At 38.8% G+C, this 19,987-nt stretch carries 16 protein-coding genes and 2 pseudogenes; 4 read left to right on the forward strand and 14 right to left on the reverse strand.

Annotation, left to right across the window (positions count from 1 at the left end; translation table 11 throughout):
- Window positions 1–1,389 (forward strand): MFS transporter (locus L654_RS0106065; protein ID WP_024607566.1); only part of this gene is annotated, 1,389 nt, incomplete at its 5' end.
- A gap of 76 nt (window positions 1,390–1,465) precedes the next feature.
- On the forward strand, window positions 1,466–2,467 hold the full coding sequence (locus L654_RS0106070) for a LacI family DNA-binding transcriptional regulator (RefSeq protein ID WP_010553502.1): 1,002 nt from the start codon (window positions 1,466–1,468) through the stop codon (window positions 2,465–2,467).
- A 19-nt stretch (window positions 2,468–2,486) separates the two neighbouring features.
- Here L654_RS0106070 and L654_RS0106075 read toward each other — a convergent pair whose 3' ends face one another.
- Window positions 2,487–3,431, reverse strand: coding sequence for a LysR family transcriptional regulator (locus L654_RS0106075; RefSeq protein ID WP_024607567.1), 945 nt, complete (start codon window positions 3,429–3,431; stop codon window positions 2,487–2,489).
- 151 nt (window positions 3,432–3,582) lie between these two features.
- Here L654_RS0106075 and L654_RS01000000125600 point away from each other — a divergent pair.
- Window positions 3,583–4,526 (forward strand): annotated as a pseudogene (locus L654_RS01000000125600) (sodium-dependent bicarbonate transport family permease).
- Window positions 4,527–4,825: 299 nt separating this feature from the next.
- The gene (locus tag L654_RS0106085; RefSeq protein WP_024607568.1) at window positions 4,826–5,995 is read left to right on the forward strand and encodes an MFS transporter; all 1,170 of its coding nucleotides are present in this window, start codon (window positions 4,826–4,828) and stop codon (window positions 5,993–5,995) included.
- Between the two features lie 74 nt (window positions 5,996–6,069).
- Here L654_RS0106085 and L654_RS0106090 read toward each other — a convergent pair whose 3' ends face one another.
- The 13 genes and pseudogenes from L654_RS0106090 to L654_RS0106140 form a co-directional block, all read right to left on the reverse strand.
- Window positions 6,070–6,585, reverse strand: coding sequence for a M23 family metallopeptidase (locus tag L654_RS0106090; RefSeq protein ID WP_024590877.1), 516 nt, complete (start codon window positions 6,583–6,585; stop codon window positions 6,070–6,072).
- 89 nt (window positions 6,586–6,674) lie between these two features.
- A complete protein-coding gene (locus L654_RS0106095) occupies window positions 6,675–6,944 on the reverse strand; it encodes a YrhK family protein (protein WP_007583304.1) in 270 nt (89 codons plus the stop codon).
- Window positions 6,945–7,100: 156 nt separating this feature from the next.
- Window positions 7,101–8,441, reverse strand: a complete 1,341-nt coding sequence (locus L654_RS0106100; protein ID WP_010553499.1) for an SPFH domain-containing protein — start codon at window positions 8,439–8,441, stop codon at window positions 7,101–7,103.
- Window positions 8,434–8,772 carry a hypothetical protein gene (locus tag L654_RS0106105; RefSeq protein ID WP_008137861.1) on the reverse strand — a complete coding sequence of 113 codons (339 nt, stop codon included), beginning with the start codon at window positions 8,770–8,772 and terminating at the stop codon, window positions 8,434–8,436. Before L654_RS0106105 ends, L654_RS0106100 begins: the two co-directional genes overlap by 8 nt.
- Before the next feature lie 235 nt (window positions 8,773–9,007).
- Complete coding sequence (locus L654_RS0106110; protein WP_024607569.1) at window positions 9,008–10,501, reverse strand: hypothetical protein; 1,494 nt, start codon at window positions 10,499–10,501, stop codon at window positions 9,008–9,010.
- A 591-nt stretch (window positions 10,502–11,092) separates the two neighbouring features.
- Window positions 11,093–14,185: a PilC/PilY family type IV pilus protein gene (locus L654_RS0106115; protein ID WP_024607570.1), complete on the reverse strand. Its 3,093-nt coding sequence runs from the start codon at window positions 14,183–14,185 to the stop codon at window positions 11,093–11,095.
- Between the two features lie 555 nt (window positions 14,186–14,740).
- Window positions 14,741–15,151: a hypothetical protein gene (locus L654_RS0106120; RefSeq protein ID WP_010553497.1), complete on the reverse strand. Its 411-nt coding sequence runs from the start codon at window positions 15,149–15,151 to the stop codon at window positions 14,741–14,743.
- A 401-nt stretch (window positions 15,152–15,552) separates the two neighbouring features.
- Complete coding sequence (locus L654_RS0106125; protein WP_024590873.1) at window positions 15,553–15,903, reverse strand: ethanolamine utilization protein EutQ; 351 nt, start codon at window positions 15,901–15,903, stop codon at window positions 15,553–15,555.
- Window positions 15,900–17,222 carry an FAD-binding oxidoreductase gene (locus tag L654_RS0106130; RefSeq protein WP_024607571.1) on the reverse strand — a complete coding sequence of 441 codons (1,323 nt, stop codon included), beginning with the start codon at window positions 17,220–17,222 and terminating at the stop codon, window positions 15,900–15,902. The genes L654_RS0106125 and L654_RS0106130 overlap by 4 nt, the downstream gene beginning before the upstream one ends.
- A gap of 3 nt (window positions 17,223–17,225) precedes the next feature.
- Window positions 17,226–18,089, reverse strand: coding sequence for an FAD-dependent oxidoreductase (locus tag L654_RS1000000128530; protein WP_263640621.1), 864 nt, complete (start codon window positions 18,087–18,089; stop codon window positions 17,226–17,228).
- A complete protein-coding gene (locus L654_RS1000000128535; protein WP_343223525.1) occupies window positions 18,052–18,480 on the reverse strand; it encodes an FAD-dependent oxidoreductase in 429 nt (142 codons plus the stop codon). Before L654_RS1000000128535 ends, L654_RS1000000128530 begins: the two co-directional genes overlap by 38 nt.
- Window positions 18,469–18,630 (reverse strand): annotated as a pseudogene (locus tag L654_RS1000000128165) (rubredoxin); the annotation flags it as partial. The pseudogene L654_RS1000000128165 and the gene L654_RS1000000128535, both read right to left, overlap by 12 nt.
- 99 nt (window positions 18,631–18,729) lie before the next feature.
- Window positions 18,730–19,987, reverse strand: a 1,258-nt coding sequence (locus L654_RS0106140; RefSeq protein WP_024607572.1) for an aldehyde dehydrogenase family protein, incomplete at its 5' end; no start/stop codon positions are given.

Raw genomic sequence — 19,987 nt, forward strand, 5'->3', positions numbered from 1 at the left:
ATGTTGTTTTTGGTGGTAAGGCTATCAGATGGCGTAACCGATATTATTATGGGTATGATTGCCGATAGAACGCAGTCGCGCTTTGGTAAATTTCGCCCGTGGATACTCTATTCGGCACCGTTTTTGGGCTTGTTTATGGTGTTGTGTTTTACTACACCCGACTTTAGCACCACCAATAAACTTATTTATGCTTACGTAACCTACATAGGTTTAACGCTTGCTTACACCGTAAGTAATGTGCCCTACTCGGCACTTATGGGCGTAATGACACCAGACGATACAGAGCGCACAAAGCTCTCTGGTTTTAGGTTTGCAGGTGCGTTTACTGGTGGCTTATTGGTTATGGGTTTTTTACCTGAGCTAGTGGCATTTTTTGGTGGCGGCGACAACACCAAAGGCTATCAGCTTACTATGTACTTATTTGCCAGCTTACTTATTATTTTAATGATTATAACGTTTGCGACCACCAAAGAGCGTGTAACACCGCATGCCTCAAATGAAGGGAATTTAAAATCAGAGTTATTTGATTTAACCAAAAGCCTGCCATTTATAATCCTACCTTTGCTTGCTACCACCCTGTTTTTTTATTACCGCGATTTATACAGCGGCGTATTTTTTGCCCTTGTTATGGCTGCAATGACATTCGTTATTAAAAAATTGCTCAGTAAAGATAAGCAAAGCTTAACGGGATCACAGCGCGACATGGTTGATCTTCTGACCAACAAACCTTGGTTGGTGTTACTCGGCATTGGTTTTTTAACCATGATGTTTAATGGCATAAAATACGGTGTAATTGCGTACTACTTTAAGTATCACGTAGCCAATGAACTCATGGCTGGGCAATACTTTATCGCTTTGTTGGTTGTATCTATATTTGGCGCACTTGCCACAGGTAAACTGGCCGAAATTATGGGTAAACGAAACCTATTTATTGCATCATTAATGCTAAGCGGCATACTCACTACTGCATTTTACTGGGTGCCTAGCGATAACCTGGTTGCTGTATTTACCTTTGGTTGCGCTGCTGAATTTTTTGCCGCGATGATGCCAACATTATTTTTTAGTATGCTTGGTGATTCAGCCGATTATTCAGAGTGGAAAAACAAACGCCGCGCTACAGGCCTTATTTATTCTGCGGGTACATTTGTGCAAAAAACCGGTGGTGGTTTTGCAGGTGCATTAGTATTAGTGGTACTTGCAGGCTACGGCTATAACGGTATGGATGAGCTAACAATTACGCAAGCCCTACCTGGTATGCAGTTACTTATGAGCTGGATACCTGCCGCATTTGCTTTTTTAGGCGCCGCATTGATGCTTATTTATCCACTAACCTCAGCGATGACGCAAAAAATAACAGAAGACTTAGCAATTAGACGCAGTAATGTGTAAATTAACTTTTAATGACCCTTCGCACTTTATATTTTTTATAAAGTGCGAGTAAAAATACATATAAGCTAGGACATCAATGGCGACAATTTATCAAGTATCAGAAATGGCAGGTGTGTCTTTATCAACTGTTTCAAGGGTACTTAACGACAACGACTACGTAAGCAAAAAAACTAAAAAAAAGGTATTAGAAGCAATGAAAGAGCTAGGCTATCAGCCAAGTTCTATTGCACGCTCTTTGGCGTCTAGCACTACAAACAGCGTCGGTATTTTAGTTTCTGAGTTGGATGGTCCGTTTTTTGGTCAAATGATGTCAGCCATTGAAGAGCATCTTCGTATTGCGGGTAAACACGTTATTATTACGCCTGGGCACAGTGACGAGAAAAAAGAAAAAAGCGGCTTTGAGTTTTTAATAGGCCGTAATTGCGACGCTATTATTGCCCACGTAGAAGCGGTATCAAACGAGTACCTAATTGAGTTAAGTAAAGGTAAAACCCCTATTTACCTAATGAGCCGCTACGTTAAAGAAATTGAAGAAAACTGCATTAGCCTCGACAACGTAATGGGCGGCTACTTAGCCACTAAAGCCATGATCAACAAAGGTCATAAAAACATTGCGTACATAGCAGGCCCGCAGTTTAAAGAAGACGCGTCAAATCGTTTAAAAGGTCACAAACAAGCCCTAGCAGAGTACAACCTAACCTTTGACGAAAAGCTATTTTACATAGGCGACTTTAAAGAAACCGGCGGAAGCGACGGCTTAAGGCATTTTATTCAAAATAAAGCGCAAATAACCGCGCTTGTATGCGCCAATGACGAAATGGCATCGGGTGCTATGAAATACGCCCGCGAACACGGTTTTAACCTGCCAAAAGATTTAGCCATTATTGGGTTCGATAACGTAATTTTTACCAATTATCTCTACCCAACACTGACTACAATAGATAACCCTGTTCCCGAAATGGGCCGAGCTGCGGCTAACTTAGTGCTTAAAGACATTTATAAAAAAAGCGGCATAACAGTAAAGCACGTGTTTCAGCCAAAGCTTATTTTAAGAGACTCAACACCCGACATTAATTAACTTTAAACCTAATTTAAACCTAGTTTAAATCTAAGTTATGTAACTCATTACGCACCCACTGCGTACCTAAATATTGCTCTACGTGCTGCTGCGCAAACTTTAAAAAGTTACGTGCAGCATGCGATATGTGCCTATCTGTTCGCATTACAAAATACCAATGACTCGCTAAATGAGTATCGGTTACGTTTAAAATTTTAAAACTTGTATCGTCTGTTGCAAGTACATGGCGTGATAAAACCGCAATGCCCATCCCCGATGCAACCGCGACACGTATTGCTTCATTACTCGCCATTTGTACGCTATCGCTCAGCACTAAGCCTCGGCTTTGCAACTCGCTTTCAAATAACATACGTGTTGCTGAGCCATTTTCTCGTAGTAAAAAGCGATACTGCATTAAATCAGTTAATTTAACGGCTTTTACGTGAGCTAACGGATGATTTAGCGGCACTATAAATTCCAGTGGATTATGCAAAAAGCGCGCAGCTTGTGCGTGTTCAAGCGACGGCGGGTGGCTAAATACATAAATATCGTCCTCCCCTCGCTCAAACCTATCAAGCACCTCTGCCCTGTTACCAATCTCAAGCGGTAGCTCAACATGGGGATGTAAATTACTATAAGGGCCAAGCAGTTTTGGTAAAATATATTGCGCCGTATTAACCATGGCAATTTTACAACGGCCGCGCGATCCACCATTAAGCTCAGTTAAAAAATCTTGGTAATCATCAAAATGTCCAAACACTTGTTGGCATGTTTTAAATAGCTCAAGCCCCGCATCGGTCACGTGTAGCTTTTGCTGTTGTATAAGGAGTAATGGCTCGCCTACTGCTTCTTGTAGTCGTTTTATTTGTAGCGATACCGTAGGCTGCGTTAGGTGTAAGCGCCTTGCGGTTTCGCTTATTGAACCCGTTTTAACTACGCTCATAAAGACTTCAAGCAACCTAAACGATATATGTCGTAAATCCATACCAACCTCATAATCTTTATCTAATAATAGTTACTTAATAAATAACCTATAGATAAATATCTATAGCTAACTCGTATTTATTTTATTATTTACTATACAAAGTTTTATCTACAATAGCGCCACTTAATTTACCACCTAGTAAGGAAAGCCAGTGCCAGATATTGTTGTTATGTTTTTTATTTTAGGATTAGTAGCGGGTGTTTTACGCTCGGACTTGGCCATTCCAAAAGCCACCTACGACACATTAAGCTTATTACTTATGTTAACCATCGGCTTAAAAGGCGGTATGGTGCTGCACGGTAACTTAAGCTGGCAACTACTGCCCGAAATGGGATCGGTAATGCTACTTGGCGCACTTATACCCCTCATGCTTTACCCTATTTTAAAATACGTGATTAAACTCTCTGTTGCTAATAGCGCCAGTATTGCCGCACATTACGGCTCAGTGAGTGCAGGTACATTTGCTGTTGCACTCGCCTATGCCGAGTCAGCTAAGTTGGTAGTAGGCGCAGAAGTCACCCTGTATTTAGTGATGCTAGAACTTCCTGCAATCATTGTTGGTTTATTGCTTTACCGAAAGCTTGATAAAGAAAACAGCCAAAACAATGAGCTGTCGTTAAAGGCGCTTTGGCACGAAACTCTCACGAACAAAAGTGTGATTTTACTCGTTGGCGGCGTGGTTATCGGTATGATGTACGGCACGGTGCAAGGTAGCCAAGTAACGAGCCTTTTAACAAGTAGCTTTAAAGTTGTACTGGCATTATTTTTACTAGAAATGGGTTTAGTCGCCGCGCAAACTCTTCGTCCTATCCCTTGGAAACATTGGAAACTAGCAGTATTTGCTATTGTCACCCCGCTATTTCTAGGCACGATTGGCACAGCAGTAGGCACACTTTTAAATTTAGAATTAGGCTCGGTAGTTATATTGGGCAGTTTAGTGGCCANTCTTACATAGCCGCGCCCGCTGCAATAAAAGCGGCAATACCTAAAGCCGATATTGGTCTTGCTATGCTGAGCTCTCTCGGTGTAACTTTTCCGTTTAATGTGATTGTTGGTATTGGTTTATATCACCACCTTGCACTAGTAATGCAATAAACAAATAAGTGCTAATTTTATCACTTTAAAAACCTGTTAAACCCTATTCTACATAGGGTTTAACACTAATAAATGCTCACAAATATAAAACAATATCTACATAAAAACACTACAATAAAAAGCATAATAGATCCGATAATTTACCAAAACGATCGTTTTAAAGTTTATTTATATTGTTTAATAAAATATCACTTTACTTATTTTTAATTTGGCTCTAAATTCGCGCAAATTTTATTATTAAAGTAACCTCTCAAACTTTAAAACAGTGGTTATTTACCTTCAAGAGTCGATAAACACAAATGGCCGAATTAGCCGCCACAAGCACCTCTAACAACCCTTTAGCACCCGTTATCGGGCTGTCATTTTTTGCTATTGCATCAGGCTTTTTAATGAGCCTTATTCCGCTGTCGTTACCTGCATTTAAACTTGATGAAAATCTAGCGCCTTGGCTTGCGAGCATTTTTTACTTTGGCTTACTTATTGGCGCCACCACAATAGAGCGCATTGTGGTAAAAATAGGTCATCGCTTGGCCTTTATATTATTTTTAAGCTTATTAATAGTAAGTGTGCTTGCACAACTTGCACTACCAAATACCGCTAACTGGTTAATAGCACGATTTGTAGCAGGTGTTGCTGTTGCCGGTGTGTTTGTCGTTGTTGAGTCTTGGTTATTAATGACCAACACAGCAAAGTCGCGTGCTAAACGTTTGGGTTTATACATGACCTCACTTTATGGGGGCAGCGCCGTAGGTCAGCTTGCTATAGGGCCGCTTGGCACCGAAGGTTCAACGCCTTATTTATTTGTAGCCTCGTTATTATTTTTAGCTATTTTAGCCCCTTTATTAATAACCAAAGGTCAGCCCGAAAAACAGCACCTTGAAAAACTACCACTAAAAGAAATAAAAACATTAAGCCACCCAGCTATGCTCGGATGCTTAGCATCGGGCTTATTACTGGGCCCTATTTACGGCTTAATGCCGGTGTATATTTCAGCACAAGCTGATCAAGCTCAGTACACAGGAACACTTATGGCAGTTATTATTTTAGGCGGCATGGTCGTGCAGCCGCTTGTGAGTTACTTATCTACTCGCCTTGAAAAAAGCTTATTGATGGGTATGTTTTGTTTAATAGGCGCAGCCGGTGCTGTGGGTATATTACAAGCAAACACTTTAGCAGGATTAATAGTAAGTTACTTAATACTAGGCGCGTGCAGCTTTGCACTTTACCCGATTGCTATAACACTTGCGTGCGACTCATTACCAATGGCAAAAATAGTATCTGCAACTGAGGTAATGCTTTTGAGTTACAGTATTGGGTCGGTATTTGGCCCTATGCTTGCTGCAAATTTATCTGATGCACCCAACGGTATTGTGTTTTATTTAGCAGGCTGTTTAATCACTACCTGTATTTATATGTTTATTAAAAGCATTAAAAATATTCGCGCGGGTAAAACCCCAGTTGCAGGCTAATTTTTAGCTTAAATACACGCTTGCTTATTAACTAATTCTAGCTGTTAAACACCTTGATTTAACAGCTAAAACTATTATTTAGCAGTGAGTTTTTTATGTGGGCTCAAAAAAAACATCTTTTTCCACCCTTGGTTTTGCGTTGTAAAAAGCCACGGCATGGGCACTAACGATAAAATAGAATAATGCACATGAGGCTGTTTTCCTGCTGCATTTCCGGTATCGCCCAGTAATCCAATTTGACTGTTTATGCTTACTACATCACCTGTACTTACAGAGTAGTCATTTAAATGTGCAAAGTAATGCACGCGCCATTTAGGCCCAAGCACCGCAACCACTTTACCACCGCGAGTTAACTCACCTGCAAATATAACAACACCGCTTGTTGAGGCAACTACGGGGGTATTTTTTGTGCCAAAAATATCAATTCCTTTGTGCACACCCGACCTACCCCAAGGCTCGTACCAAAACGTATTATGGTTCCAATCTTTACTTGTGGCACCTTGTACCGGAATCATTATTTTTTCGGGAATTAGTAAGCCTATAATTAATAAAGTAGCTATTCCAATTGCAATCCACTTAAGTACTTTCACTTTTCAATCCTTGATATTTAAATAACTTATACTGGTAAATTATTAGCCATAATAACTGAACTCATCATGAGTCGTATTTATGGTTTTATTTATGGAGTTTTATTTGAATGAAATACCCGACTAACATGTACTAAGCTGATCAACTTCAAAACAGGTTTTATAAGCAATTGAGCACTGCCCGCTATAAACAACCATGTGCCACTTTGCACTAATGCATCATTTAAAAAGAAAAAACTGCCAATTAAAAACCACACTGCAATTAAAAAATCGTTAAACGCTCCCAGCGCTTCATATCGACGCTGAATAGTAATATGCTCTTGCCCTAAATCTAAAATAAACTGATTACTGTTCGAATCCATAACTGCTCACTATTTATCTTTTATTACCTAAATACATGTTTAATAAGCCACAAAGCTTACCTAAACAGTACAATAGCAAAATACGCACAATAAAAAACGCTGACCAATGCTTATTGGCCAGCGTTTTTATTGTTTGTGCAATACTTAACTAATCGTTTATTTTTTATCTTTTTCTAAACGCTTTTTAAGGCTTAATGCAGCGTCAGCGGCTAATAAACGCATAAATTCAGAGCCATTGCTTTGCTCGCCTTGGCCTGCGCCTATTACAATTTCAGGCACTAAACGGCTATTACCTAAGCTTGTAAATAAGGCGGTTTGAATTTTAACTTCTGCTTTTAGCGTTTCATCAAATACATACTTAGGATCAAGTGCAGCAGACTTAGCTCTTAAACGAGCCTCAGCTAAAACGTCCATACCTAATGCTTCTAAGCGTTGTTGCTTTAAAATCTCTTCTTGTTCTTTTGCAAGCTCGGCTTTTACAGCCACTCGTTGCTGCGCAGAAATAATGGCATTTGCCTTAATTCGTTCAGCATCAATTTGCTCTTTTATTTTTAACTTTTCAGATTCAGCACGTTGCTTAGCAATTGCTTGTTCACCTAAAGCCACTTCAGTACGTGCTTGTTGCTCAGCTTTTTTAAGGTTTTGACGCGCAAGCGCTTCATCAGCAGCAGCTTGCTTTTGCGCTTCAAGGCGAGCATTTACTTTGCTTTCGTAGTCAATATCAATAATGCTGGCATCAACTACTGTAATACCGTAAGCGCCTAAAATAGGTGCGTTACGCAGTGTATTACCTTCATCGTCCATCTTAATATTAATAGTGACACGCTGCTGTTTACTTAAATTACCTAAATCGTCAGATTTATCGCGCTCACCCGTACTAATAATTTGTTCAGTAACAAAAATACCGTTTGTTAATTGATCAGCAAAATCTTGGCTTAATTGACCATTACCACCAGAGTAATGCTGCTCTACCGACATCATACGCGCCGACGCTTTTACATTTTCAGTGGTTGCACGCATTAATAAATTAGATATTAATGTTTCTTGTGAACCAAACTCTTCGTGTATTTTAAGTAAACCACGTAAAGCACCAGATTCAGCTGCTGGTACATTGCCTGGTAATCTAAAACGAGAAACACCTCGTGCGCCACCCGTTGTAGTATCTAAAAATCGAATTGGTATTAACGGTACAATTGCGCTTGCTGTTGCACCGGCATCGCCCGTAAAGTTAATCGAAATTACTTTTTTATAAGCCGATGTAGTACCAAACGCTTTTAAATAAGGGCCGGCTTGATTTATTACGGTTAAGTTACCTGTAAAAGCCGATTGATGTACTAAGCGCTCATCTGCTTCATTCCACGAAACAACTTGCGATGTAAGCGTTGCAATTACGGCTAATACAACAACAATTGATGAAACAACAATTACATTACGACGACCAAACCGACTCATAAATGAGTCACTTTTAACTGCTGGGACTGCTTTTTCGCTATCCATTTTTATTACTCTCCATGTTTAATTTCTTTTTAACAAAGTAAATAATTTCCTGTTCACTCAAATGTGCGCAAAAGCTACCAGAGCGATGTAACTCAACAAATGTTGCAAGGATTTCTTCTTTACCTTTAGCTGTTTTATCTTGGTTTTCTTGTGTTTGATTTTTTTCTGTTAGTTGAGTGATTAAATCATCCACTATCGTGTCTTTATCAAACAGTACGTTGTATTCCTTGGATTTTCTTACCCGACTTTTATGTACATTGCTGTAAATTACATAAAGCGCAACGCATAAAATAATAACAAGTAAACTTAACCCTATAATATAAAAAATCATAAGCTCTACTTAAATTAGTTTAAATACTTAATGAGCAATAACAATTGTAAGCATCACTTAACAAATGTTAACCCAGTAATTTTACAGTAAACCCGAGTAAAAAACAGATTAAAATAAAGCCCATCAGGTATACAGTTATAACCGCACATAAAAGTAAGCTTTTTTAAACAAAAAAATGCCAGTCAGTTATTAACTGACTGGCATTAAACTAATATTTATTAAAGTGCTTTTTACATTATTCGCATTGCACCCAGTCAACACCATTTTCACCGCACTCATGCAGCATTGTTCCATCTTCTTGGCGAGTATCTCTAAACCATTTCCCTTCAATCGTTTTAATAATACGTACGTTGTCTGTGGTTTTATATTTACGCCAAAAGCTAGCATCAATAGATGTTTCGTCATCAAACTTATAGGGCATAGCAGCGAGTACGGTCACTAAATCTTGAGTATCTAAATCAGCAGCTTTGTCTTTAACATTTACCCAATTAGATAATGTCTGAAAGTCGGCATTTTCCTCTCTAAAGGCAAAGTCAGTTTGGTAAAACGATCCCGACTCAGTATAGCTAATGCTAAAACCTCGCTCGAACGGTGTATCTAAATTAGCACTAACGCATTCATCTGCTGTTGGGAAGTTAACCGATGGACTTGTATTATCAACGCCATAAAGCACATTGCTTTGCTCAAAACTAACGTTCTCAATGCTAGAGCATCGGTAAGTACGATCGGCGTTAATGTAAACATCGTCTCTAACTGTTAATTTTCCATTTAACGATTCTTCGCCCCAAGGCGTATCTGTTGAATCCAATCGAGACAAAATAACGTCAATTTTGTCGAGTTCGTCTGTATTTTGAAGCTTTACTTGCTCATAAATAAGTTCAGCGCCTGCAAAAATAACTTTATCGCGGTACCATGCATTTTCAAATCCATACTCTGCATCTTTTGCTGTGTCCTGGTAAATCACTGCTCTTACTTCTTCTGCATCAGGATACTGAGCATCTAGCTCTTGCTTGAATTTATAGGCCGCTTTTAGTCCCTTAACAATTGCTTGTGCTCTGTCGTAAGCGTCGCTGTCGTTAGTAGCGATAAAATCTGAGTAAATTTGCTCTGTCGACAAATTATAATGCGCAACCAAGTTTTGCATAACATTTGTTACTTCGCTTTGAAGGTTTGCAAGTAGCTCAGTATTTTCTTTAAGTGCATCACAACTTAAATTATTGTTACCACTTTTTTGTAATTGAAGGCTTAACTGCTCCCAAATAACGGTTGTTAAAGGGGATATATTTCGAATATCTTCATCAGTCAAAGCCTCAATTGAGGGCGGAAATGACATTTGATACGCTTGTGTTACCTCTCCTAAGTCCTCGTCAATTGCGCCAACCGGTACATCAACATACATAGTTGAATACGGCACACACAGCGCCTGCTCTTCTGTAAAATTAAAACTATAATTACCCGATTCTTCAGAGACTACAGAAGGTTCTGTTTGCTCATCAAAAGTACCATCGCCATCAATATCTAGCCATACTATTGCACCAGATACATAGCCATCAATAACCTTACCAGTAAGAGAGATAGTGTTAACTTCTACGGGGTCTACTTTTATAGGGTCAGGCTTGGCTACAACTGGCTCTACAACGACCACTTTATCATCGCCNCCGCCGCCACATCCAACAAGGCCTAGCGTAAACGCTAACGAAATAGCTAACTGACTTTTTTTAAAAAACATACAAAGACTTCCTTTTTTGCACTTTAATTATTATTAAAAATCATATTGTTATAAATTAAATAAGTTACTTTAATACAAAATAAGTAATACCAGTCTGCTTATATATGGGGTCTATTTAACGTTAAGAAAATTACGCTAGAACTAGGCAAAAATTTTTGTATCTAGTGTTCTAAATAAAAATTTTTAACGACGTTGTAGTGCAATTTAATTCGTTAATTACTCAAAGATTTATGCAGCTTGGTATAAATTTAAACAACAGAAATTTATTGAATTTTTATGGGGGGATGGCAACAAGTCAACATGCCCTGTACCTATATAGTGACACAGCATGTTATATTTAGCTCTTACATTTGTTAATTAAATATAACTAAGACCAGCTATTGTTGACTAATATGGACTACAGGCACCTAAAATAAAGGGCTTGAGTGATAGGCAGTATTTTGTAAACGAATGTGTATCATACATGGCTTGGTTTAGAGCGCTTCGATAACTATAAAACAATTATATAAGCAAACCATCAGCATTTTTGATTCGTTCTTAAAATTAAAAAGCCACCTAATTAAGGTGGCTTATGTTTATAACATCGTGTTTTTAATGTGCCTGACTATCGTTTTCTTCGCGTTTATAAATATACGTTTGTTGAGTTTTAAAGCCAAAACCAATTGGTTGAGCGCCATTTACTAGCTTAACTTTTCCACCTTCAACATTTAAATTTGGTCCAAGTATTTCAATAGCTTTTATCGGCTTATCAGAACCTTTAACCCCAGGGCCTATTAAATAAAACTGACTAACTTGCGTTACATCCGTTGCGTCATCCCAATCGCACTTACCATCCGCATCATTATCTGCACACGACGGGCCTTCCCCAAAAAATAGTTTCGGTGTATCTGGTACATCATTACTTGTTGCAAATTTCACATCGTCATAAACCTTCGTTCCGTAATGCAAATGAAAGGCATAAAGCGAACCACCGCCACCCGTTAACGAACATTGGTTTTGAGTTGATGATGAAGATGCAGGCGTAAAGGAAGTAAAGTAAGCAACCCCACCAACGACTGTTGCTGCAGCAAGGGACTTTTCGCCCGTCCCTAATTCGTATCGCCACCCTTTAAATTCGGCTAACTTAACTTCAAGATTAACAAATTTATCAACGTCATCAAGTGCGTTACCAAATGGGTCTTCATTCATTTTCATTAAATCATCAGGCACTATTGGGGCTGGGAATTCAGTAAATATTTTTGTTAAGGTGTTTTCATCACGGATCATATAAAGCTGATCTTGCTCATTAGTAGCAAGTGGGTTTGAGCGATTTCCGCTGCCTATCACAATTGCGTCGTACGGGGTGTCTAAACGGGTGGTGATCATTTCACCACCATAATTGGTTTTAGTAACTTTACTAAACAGCGTTCTAGCAACTAATGGTTTGTAAAAAAAACGTCTGTCTTGTGACGCTAATGTACTGCCAAGTTCAGCAAGTTTAAAGTGAGTAATCTCATCTTCATCATCGGTGGGAATATCTACACGCCAAATATTACCGCCAGTATCGGTTGCATAAATTCGGTCAATATACCCATCGTAATCTGAGTCAAGCGTAGTTACATCCGCTGCAATACTGTGCTCTCCGGTAAAACCATGTTCATCTGGAGTGAGCGCCCATACCTTTTCGCCAGTTTTAGCATTAACAATGTAAATACCTAGCCCGGTTTCATCTGTTGTTCTAATCGCATTATCTTTGTTTGTATCGTAGCCTGCGCCAAATATCAGCAATGAATCCTCACCAAACGCTTTAATATACGCAATTTGGGGCTTAGACCATGTTTGTGCTAAATATTTAAATTCTTCAGAGCCACCAACAATTGGCTTATTCCATAATTTTTTAGGTTTTTTTGGGTCACTTATATCCAGGCCGTAGTAATTTTTACCGCCTCGGCGCATGCCTGTAAATGCCCAAACTTCATCGCCCTCACTTGCTTTAACAACGCCATCATTTAAACCATCAGTGTTTAAACTTTTATTATTAAAGAACACACTTATAGGGCCATCCATGCCATACACTTTTGTATTTGCGAGATTACTCCGCAAAGCCGGAATGTTTCTTAATAAGGCAGCAGGTGTAAAAGCCCACTTTTCTTCAACAGTATCGCCTTTGTCTTCGAACATATGTAAAAATCCGGCATTGGTACCAACAAGTATATGAATACTTCCATCGCCGTAATCTATAGATACCGGTTTTGAATGCAAAGGGTCGCCAAAAATATTGATTCGCTGATCTACTGATGAGTCATCTCCATCTTCATTATCAACATCAACCCCTCGTGCCCAGTTAATATCACTCTCCTGTAAAGTTAACCCGATATTAGGAATCAAATCAGGGGCAAGATCGGTAACTGTACTTGTCGCTAAATTTAAAATGGTTTGTACTTTATCAAAAGTAAAATCAATAATACTGCCCGTTTTATCTATGTAGATTTTACGGCTATCAGGGTCTAAAGTTGATAAAAGTAAATTTACGCCACCCTGAGCTACTAAATTCCCATCTGCAGGCTTATTAGTTGGCAGCCAAAAAGTTCGCGCTTTCTCATCAATTAACCCATTTTCATCAAGAGCTATTTTATCAGTTGAATCGACTATATTTGCACCAGACACTTTAAGCTTTTTTAAATTTCCGCTCCAACGTGCGCCTGTTTCAGGATAAAACATCGCAAAGTAAATTGACTCTCGGCTACGTGTTTGGTCAACATTATTACTTGCTACCGTAGGAGATGAAAAACTATCGTTAACTTCGCGTATTTTCGATATTGTATTATTAAGCGCTTCAGAAAGTTCAGTGGATGTATCTGCATGTAAGTACTCGCCTCCTCCCAATAAAGCGGTTTTTTCTAATAACTTTTTACCATTTGTACTCATGCCACTACCAAAACCGATAGTAAAAACGCGTCCGGTATCAGCAACCTCTGGCGTGGTCTCGTACAAGTCAACTTCAACATCTCTTGTGCCATGTATTATCTGAGCTAAAGCGGCTAAATAACTACTACTTGTTTTAGTGGGATTTGAGCCAAAAGTAGATTTGTATAAAGCTCTTATATCATCATTTCGGGTAATATCTTGTGTCGGATCACCATCAGTCATTAATATTAAGCTAATTGAGTTATCACAACGCTCATCTGCACCAACAGCCTGTTGAAAAGGAGAAACATAACGAGGTATATCACTACCACTTTGCTCTCTCTCAATCGTAGTATCGCGTTTGTCCGTATTTTGCCCATACCAAACCGTCTGCCCCGTCATATATAGGTAAGCTTCCCATAAGGTCTCAGTGATAGGTGTATTCCCGCTAGCTGGCAGCTTTTTTATTTGACCCAATATTTTATCATGTGAGGAGCCTAGGCCAGCCATAACATAACCACCATCATTGCCATTAAAACGCATTAAACCAAAATCAATCGAGCTGTTATCATTTACTAATTGGGTCATAGCGCTTATACCAGCATCGATTTTTCTAGGTCCCCCATTAGGCAACTTAGTCTTCATACTTCCTGAAGTATCAAACACAATAAGCACGCGAGGGTTTTCGTCGGTTTCAACATTATGGTTTACGTATAGCTCTATATCTTCGGCAAATACAGAAAGACTAATACCCACCCCGAATAACAAGGCAGCTATTTTTTTTAGTTTAAATTGCATTTTTAAATCCCTTTATTTGCGCTTTTTATTTTTATTGCACAAGTTAATAACTACTCTATTCCTTGTTTAATTTTTAGTAATATGGAGGTGGGACTAAAAATTAAAACCAAGATAATATCTAGCTATTTATCACAAAACAGTGATTAGCATCCACGTGTCGTCAATGCTATAAAATATATATTACTTCGATTTTAAATAAAAACAGATTAAAGTCAAAGACATTAGGTTTTATTGTCAATTAAAAACAACAACTTAAATAAAATAATCCTGTTTTACTGGATAGTTTAGTCACGTCAAAAAATAATATTTTTACCTATACTTTTATATTTATAGATCTATGTTTTAGGTAACAAGTACTTACCAATATAAATTAGTAGCGTAAGGCTCTAAAAATCACTCTTAAGAGCACTATTATTCAGTAAAGCTGTTTTATTAAAATGAGTGTATTTATAAGTAACTACTGTTATGCAAACATACAAAAAAGCCCATATTAGGTGCTACCTAATATGGGCTTTTATACTCTCGCTAAATTATAAGCGCTTTATGCAAGCATTCTTATAAAGATAACTCTTTTTTAGCGCGAGTTAAGTTATGCGTTACAAGTGAGTTTTTAGAAATTTGAACCGCTTCATATAAATCAGAAATACCCGCAGTGTCTTTTTGAGCCTTAATACGCGCTACACCACGGTTACTTAATGCAAACGATGTAAGTTCGCGTACTTTTAAACGCGGACCATGGCTTTGCTTAAGTAAAGCAATTGCTTGTGTACAAATAGCTTCTGCTTCTTCGTAGTTTTTTGATTCAACAGTTAAAGCACAGCTATTAAACGATTTTTCAAATGCTGGGGCTGCTGTTACTGAGTCTTCAATAACCATTAATTTATAATCACCTTGATTAGCCATTGCAGCAGCTGAGCAAGTTAATAATGAGCCAAGAGCGATGGTTTTTAAAAGTGTAAATTTCATGATTATATTCCTGTTATGGCAATTGTTTAAACTAGTGATCTTTTTTAGCGTCAAGTAAATAGCTTAATAACAAGGCAAAAATTATGAAATATAGTCGTTCTATATAAGTAATTTTTTAACGCCGTTAGTGAGTTATTTAATTCGCTAAAATAATCATGTTTTAATAAAATTGGTATTTGTTAGTCGTACTTGTTGCCGACAACTAAACTTTAGAGTGTTAGCTCAATTACCACAAACGATAAAAACAAACCTAATAAGTGAATAAATCTAACCTATAGACTTTAGTCTAATATTTGGTTTTAAATTTACCTAAATTACAAAAATTGAGTTCCTCTAATATATTAAAAAAGCCCTTAGTTTGGTTGCACTAAGGGCTCAGGAACTATGTGTAGATTTAAAAATCAAACTATTCCATGTATTTCTTTCCAATTACCTGGGTGTACCACATAGCCAAATAACGCATGCCCGCCGTATACCAATTCTGTATTCTCAGGTATCCATAACATTTGACCCGGATGAACCAAATGCGTTTCTCCATTTGCAGTTAGCTCAAAGCATCCTTCAATTACAAAAATAACTTCATCGTATAAAACGGTCCAAGCAACTTTCGCCCCTTCCCACTTAGCAAAACCCACTCCAATGTGAGGTGATATTTCTGTGCTTAAAGCTCGTGCCACATAAGCCATACCAAGGGTCTCCCCTCTAATATTAAAATCTAGATTTTTACTATCTACTAATTTAACTTGTTTCATATTTCGCTCCGGCTTAACCATTTAGCTAAGCTAATTCGGCTTTTAACACCAATACCTAAAAACGGCTCTGGAGGATTAAGGCTGGGCATACCTGTAACGTGTTGAATATCGTCGAGGGCTTCTGATTGTTCGCCCATCACTAAATCAGCTAATAATGTTCCCGACACAGTCCCCCACGCAATGCCTACACCGTTATCACATGCACTGGCATATACGCCATCATCTAATTCGCCAAAAAAGTTGGTAAAATTACGAGAAATTGCATAAGTACCTCCCCACGAATGGGTAAAAGGAACGTCAATTAACTGAGGATAACGTGCTAAAAATACTTTACGGTGATCATCCTGAATCTGTTTACGCACATTTTCATTTACAGTGGAACTAGCACCGTATTTATCAACATGCTTGTAAGTATTACGAATTAATATGCGGCGATCGGCTGTCATTCTTATCGTTGTGCCAGCATGATCTGCGGGTGTTAAGCCCCAATCTAACAACCCGGTATACGCTTTCATTTCATCATCGTTTAAAGGCCTGGTCCAACTAGCAAAAGTCATGACAGGTAATAATCGATTTTTTAAAAAGCCAAACTCTCGCGTAAATATACTAGTACCAAGTAGTAACTTAGGTGTTTTAACTACACCATGCTTAGAGTGCAGTAGCCACTTCCCATGCTCTTTAGATAAGTTATTTATTGGCGAGTTTTCTAATACCTCAACATTATCAGGAAGGTTATCTCCTAACCCGCATGCTAAAGCCGCAGGCTGAACTAAATAACCACCAGGTGTATAAATAGCGCGACTGTAATAGTTTGTACCCAATACTTTAGAAAGATCATCTCCATTTATATGTTGGTAAGGCTCACCTAAATCTTTCATTAAGTGTTCAAAATGATCTAAGTAAGCTTCACCACGCTCACCGACTGCACCTTGATATTTACCAGCTGCAGACCATTGGCAATCAATCTTATATTTCGACACTAAACTCGAAAGCTGATCTATCGCTGAGCGATTAAGCTTAAGTAGCTTTTGCTTATGCGCAGGATCTGGATGCTCTAATGAAAATTTATGCGGTAGATCAATTACAAAGCCTGAGTTTCGACCCGATGCTCCTTGCCCAATACGCTGCGCATCAATCAATATAATACGTGCATTAGGCGCATGCAAAGCTAGTCGCCTAGCCATTGCAAGTCCAGCGAACCCGCCACCTAGTACAACGTAATCGGCAGTTTGTTCACCTGTTAGTCTAGGTTTTTCTGGTGTTTTAGTTATTGCATGATACCAACCACATGTAGCATCATCGTTTGGTAAATGAATCATTTATTACTCCGCTACAGTAAGCTGTTTTGTATTAAGCTGCTCAAGTAAGTGGCTTCTATTTATCTGAGCTTGTTTACCCAAAAGGGCAAAACCTAGTAATAAACCATCAACAGAATAAAACCGAGCAGTTAAACCATCATCAATCTGCTCTATTTGCCACTCACCAAGTGCCCCTACTGCCGCAGGATAAATAGATAAAGGCATGATTGGAGTTTTCACTATCACTGGTGAACATGTAAAAATAGCTTTGGTCAAGTCGCCTAATAAACAAGAAACCAATGAAGGCACAAGCTGATTAATTGGCGCTATAAATGGCTGCCAGCCTTGACTTGTTTCGGCGCAATCACCCAATGAAAAAATAGTTTCATCACTTGTTTGACCATAGTCGTTAACCTTTATACCTCGGCCAACTTCAAGGCCAGCTTGCTCTGCTAATGCTGTATTTGGTTTTAAGCCAACGGCCGATATAACTAAATCAGCTTCAATTACTTTTCCACTTTGTAAATGTAATTGAGAACTTCCATCAGACTCAGCGTCAATATGAGAAATACTGTCTTCTAAAAACCAAGAAACCCCAATATCGGTCAATGATTTCTTTAAACGCTCTCCTAATATTTGTGGAATTAAGCGCTCAATTGGCCATTTACCTAAACCAATTACACTCACGTCATAACCACTTGCACTCAAATCGTTGGCAAATTCACAGCCAATTAAACCATCACCTAGAATAGCGATGCGTTTTTTTCCTGTAAGCTCATTTTTAAAACAGCGATAGTCTGTTAAATCATTAATACTTAATACATTACTACAATCGCCAGCAATCGGGATTTTAATAGCAGAAGCACCAGTGGCTANTGCTATATTCATAGCTGCCAATATTAGTATTTAGGGTCTGCTTATTCCTATCAATCTTTTCTACTCGAGTATGAGGGTAGACACGAATATTAAGCCTTTGCTCCCACTCTAACGCACTTTCATTTTGTAAATCGTCACAACTTTTACCTAATGCAAATGAATTAGATAGTGCCGGTTTACTATAAAGCGCGCCGTTATCAGCAGTAATAACAGTAATAGGGACCGTTGAAGATTGCTTACGAAGTGCTGCCGCTACTTGATAACCACTATGCCCACTGCCAATAATAACAATCGGTTTTAAAGTAATGTCTGATTTTAGGTCTTGTGCTGCAATAGGTTGAGCCTGCTCGATTAGCTCCACATGACTCGCTACTTGAACGTCGTCTTGTGTGATCTCCATCATTTCAAAATCAGCTTTACCTACTAAACAATCTGGGCAGACCCAATCTTCTGGTACATCTTCCCAACGAGTGCCTGGTAAAATGCCATCAGCTGGCCAGCCTTGAGCCTCATCGTAAATAAGACCACAAATAATACAGAGCCATTTTTTCATATCTCTCATCCTACTGACTTTATTTAAAACACCTGTTGCATTCACTTTATTGAATAAAAAAATAAGAAGTGAATGCGAGTAACAAGCCGAAATATTGTTTTAATGATGCAAACGAATCGCAATATTGCGGGTTTGAACATAGCTATAAATTGCTTCTTGGCCTTTTTCTCGCCCAAAGCCAGACAAGCCCACACCACCAAAAGGGGTTTCAATACCACCGGCAAACCATTCATTAACAAACACTTGGCCACCTCTAAGTTGCTGAGCAACATTAAATACATGGTTTAAGCCCTCACCAAACACACCCGCAACTAAACCAAAGTCGGTTCCATTAGCAATAGCAACAGCTTCAGTGTCTGTATCAAACGGCATAACAACAAGTACAGGGCCAAATACTTCTTCTTGCGCTATTGTCATTTCTGGCGTTGCTTCAATTATGGTTGGTGCTACAAAGTAGCCAGGCATATCAGGTATATAGCCACCGGTGATGATTTTTGCGCCTTCTTTTTTAGCTTGCTCGATCATTGCCATAACACTGATTTGCTGCGCTTTTGAGACAACAGGCGTTAAATCAGCTTGCTCTTCGCCAGAGCCAATCAATAAGCTTTCAGCCATTTTTACCACTGCGTCTTTCACTTCTGTATAACGGCTTTTATGTACTAATAAACGCGACATAGCAGAGCAAACTTGTCCAGCATTAAAAAATATCCCGCTGCGTACACTGCTTACAACGTTTTGTAAGTCAGCATCATGTAAAACAATAGCGGCAGATTTACCGCCTAATTCCATTACTGAAGGTGTTGCTCTCGCAGCAGATGCTTTAAGAATATGCTGCCCTGTAGGCACTGAACCCGTAAAAACAATTTGATTTACTTCAGCGTGTTCAACTAAATGGTTACCTATAACTGAGCCTTTTCCGCAAAGTAAGTTTATTGATCCCTTAGGAAAACCACAGTTTTCAAGTGCCCTAATTAAATACACCATGCCTACAGGTGATATTTCAGGGGATTTAATAACTACGGCATTACCTGCAGCAAGCGCCGGGGCTAAAGAGCGTGCACAAATAGACACTGGAAAATTCCAAGGCACTATTTGAACCGATACACCCATAGGCACATATTGAGTAAAATCAATGTAGTCTTTACCAAGCGGAATAGAGGTACCTTCGAGTTTATCCGCCATACCTGCGTAGTATTCAAAATAGCGAGCCGATTCTAAAAACTCGTCTTTAGCATCTTGCAAAGATTTACCATTTTCGCGACATAGCTCAAGCGCCCCTTCATCAGCAATATCTCGTATTGCTTGCGCCGCATTGAGCATCCAGTGCGCGCGCATCGCAGGGCGTATATCGTTTAAC

Origin of the sequence: Pseudoalteromonas sp. TAB23 (assembly GCF_000498075.1) — a bacterium.
GTDB classification, from domain to species: Bacteria; Pseudomonadota; Gammaproteobacteria; order Enterobacterales; family Alteromonadaceae; genus Pseudoalteromonas; species Pseudoalteromonas arctica.

Excerpts from the sequence above, each read along its gene's own strand:
- L654_RS0106125 (WP_024590873.1), bottom strand. The coding sequence starts at position 15,903 with ATGAAACAAGTTAAATTAGTAGATAGTAAAAATCTAGATTTTAATATT.
- L654_RS0106120 (WP_010553497.1), bottom strand. The coding sequence starts at position 15,151 with ATGAAATTTACACTTTTAAAAACCATCGCTCTTGGCTCATTATTAACT.
- L654_RS0106115 (WP_024607570.1), bottom strand. The coding sequence starts at position 14,185 with ATGCAATTTAAACTAAAAAAAATAGCTGCCTTGTTATTCGGGGTGGGT.
- L654_RS0106075 (WP_024607567.1), bottom strand. The coding sequence starts at position 3,431 with ATGGATTTACGACATATATCGTTTAGGTTGCTTGAAGTCTTTATGAGC.
- L654_RS0106085 (WP_024607568.1), top strand. The coding sequence starts at position 4,826 with ATGGCCGAATTAGCCGCCACAAGCACCTCTAACAACCCTTTAGCACCC.
- L654_RS0106100 (WP_010553499.1), bottom strand. The coding sequence starts at position 8,441 with ATGGATAGCGAAAAAGCAGTCCCAGCAGTTAAAAGTGACTCATTTATG.
- L654_RS0106095 (WP_007583304.1), bottom strand. The coding sequence starts at position 6,944 with ATGGATTCGAACAGTAATCAGTTTATTTTAGATTTAGGGCAAGAGCAT.
- L654_RS0106105 (WP_008137861.1), bottom strand. The coding sequence starts at position 8,772 with ATGATTTTTTATATTATAGGGTTAAGTTTACTTGTTATTATTTTATGC.
- L654_RS0106130 (WP_024607571.1), bottom strand. The coding sequence starts at position 17,222 with ATGATTCATTTACCAAACGATGATGCTACATGTGGTTGGTATCATGCA.
- L654_RS0106070 (WP_010553502.1), top strand. The coding sequence starts at position 1,466 with ATGGCGACAATTTATCAAGTATCAGAAATGGCAGGTGTGTCTTTATCA.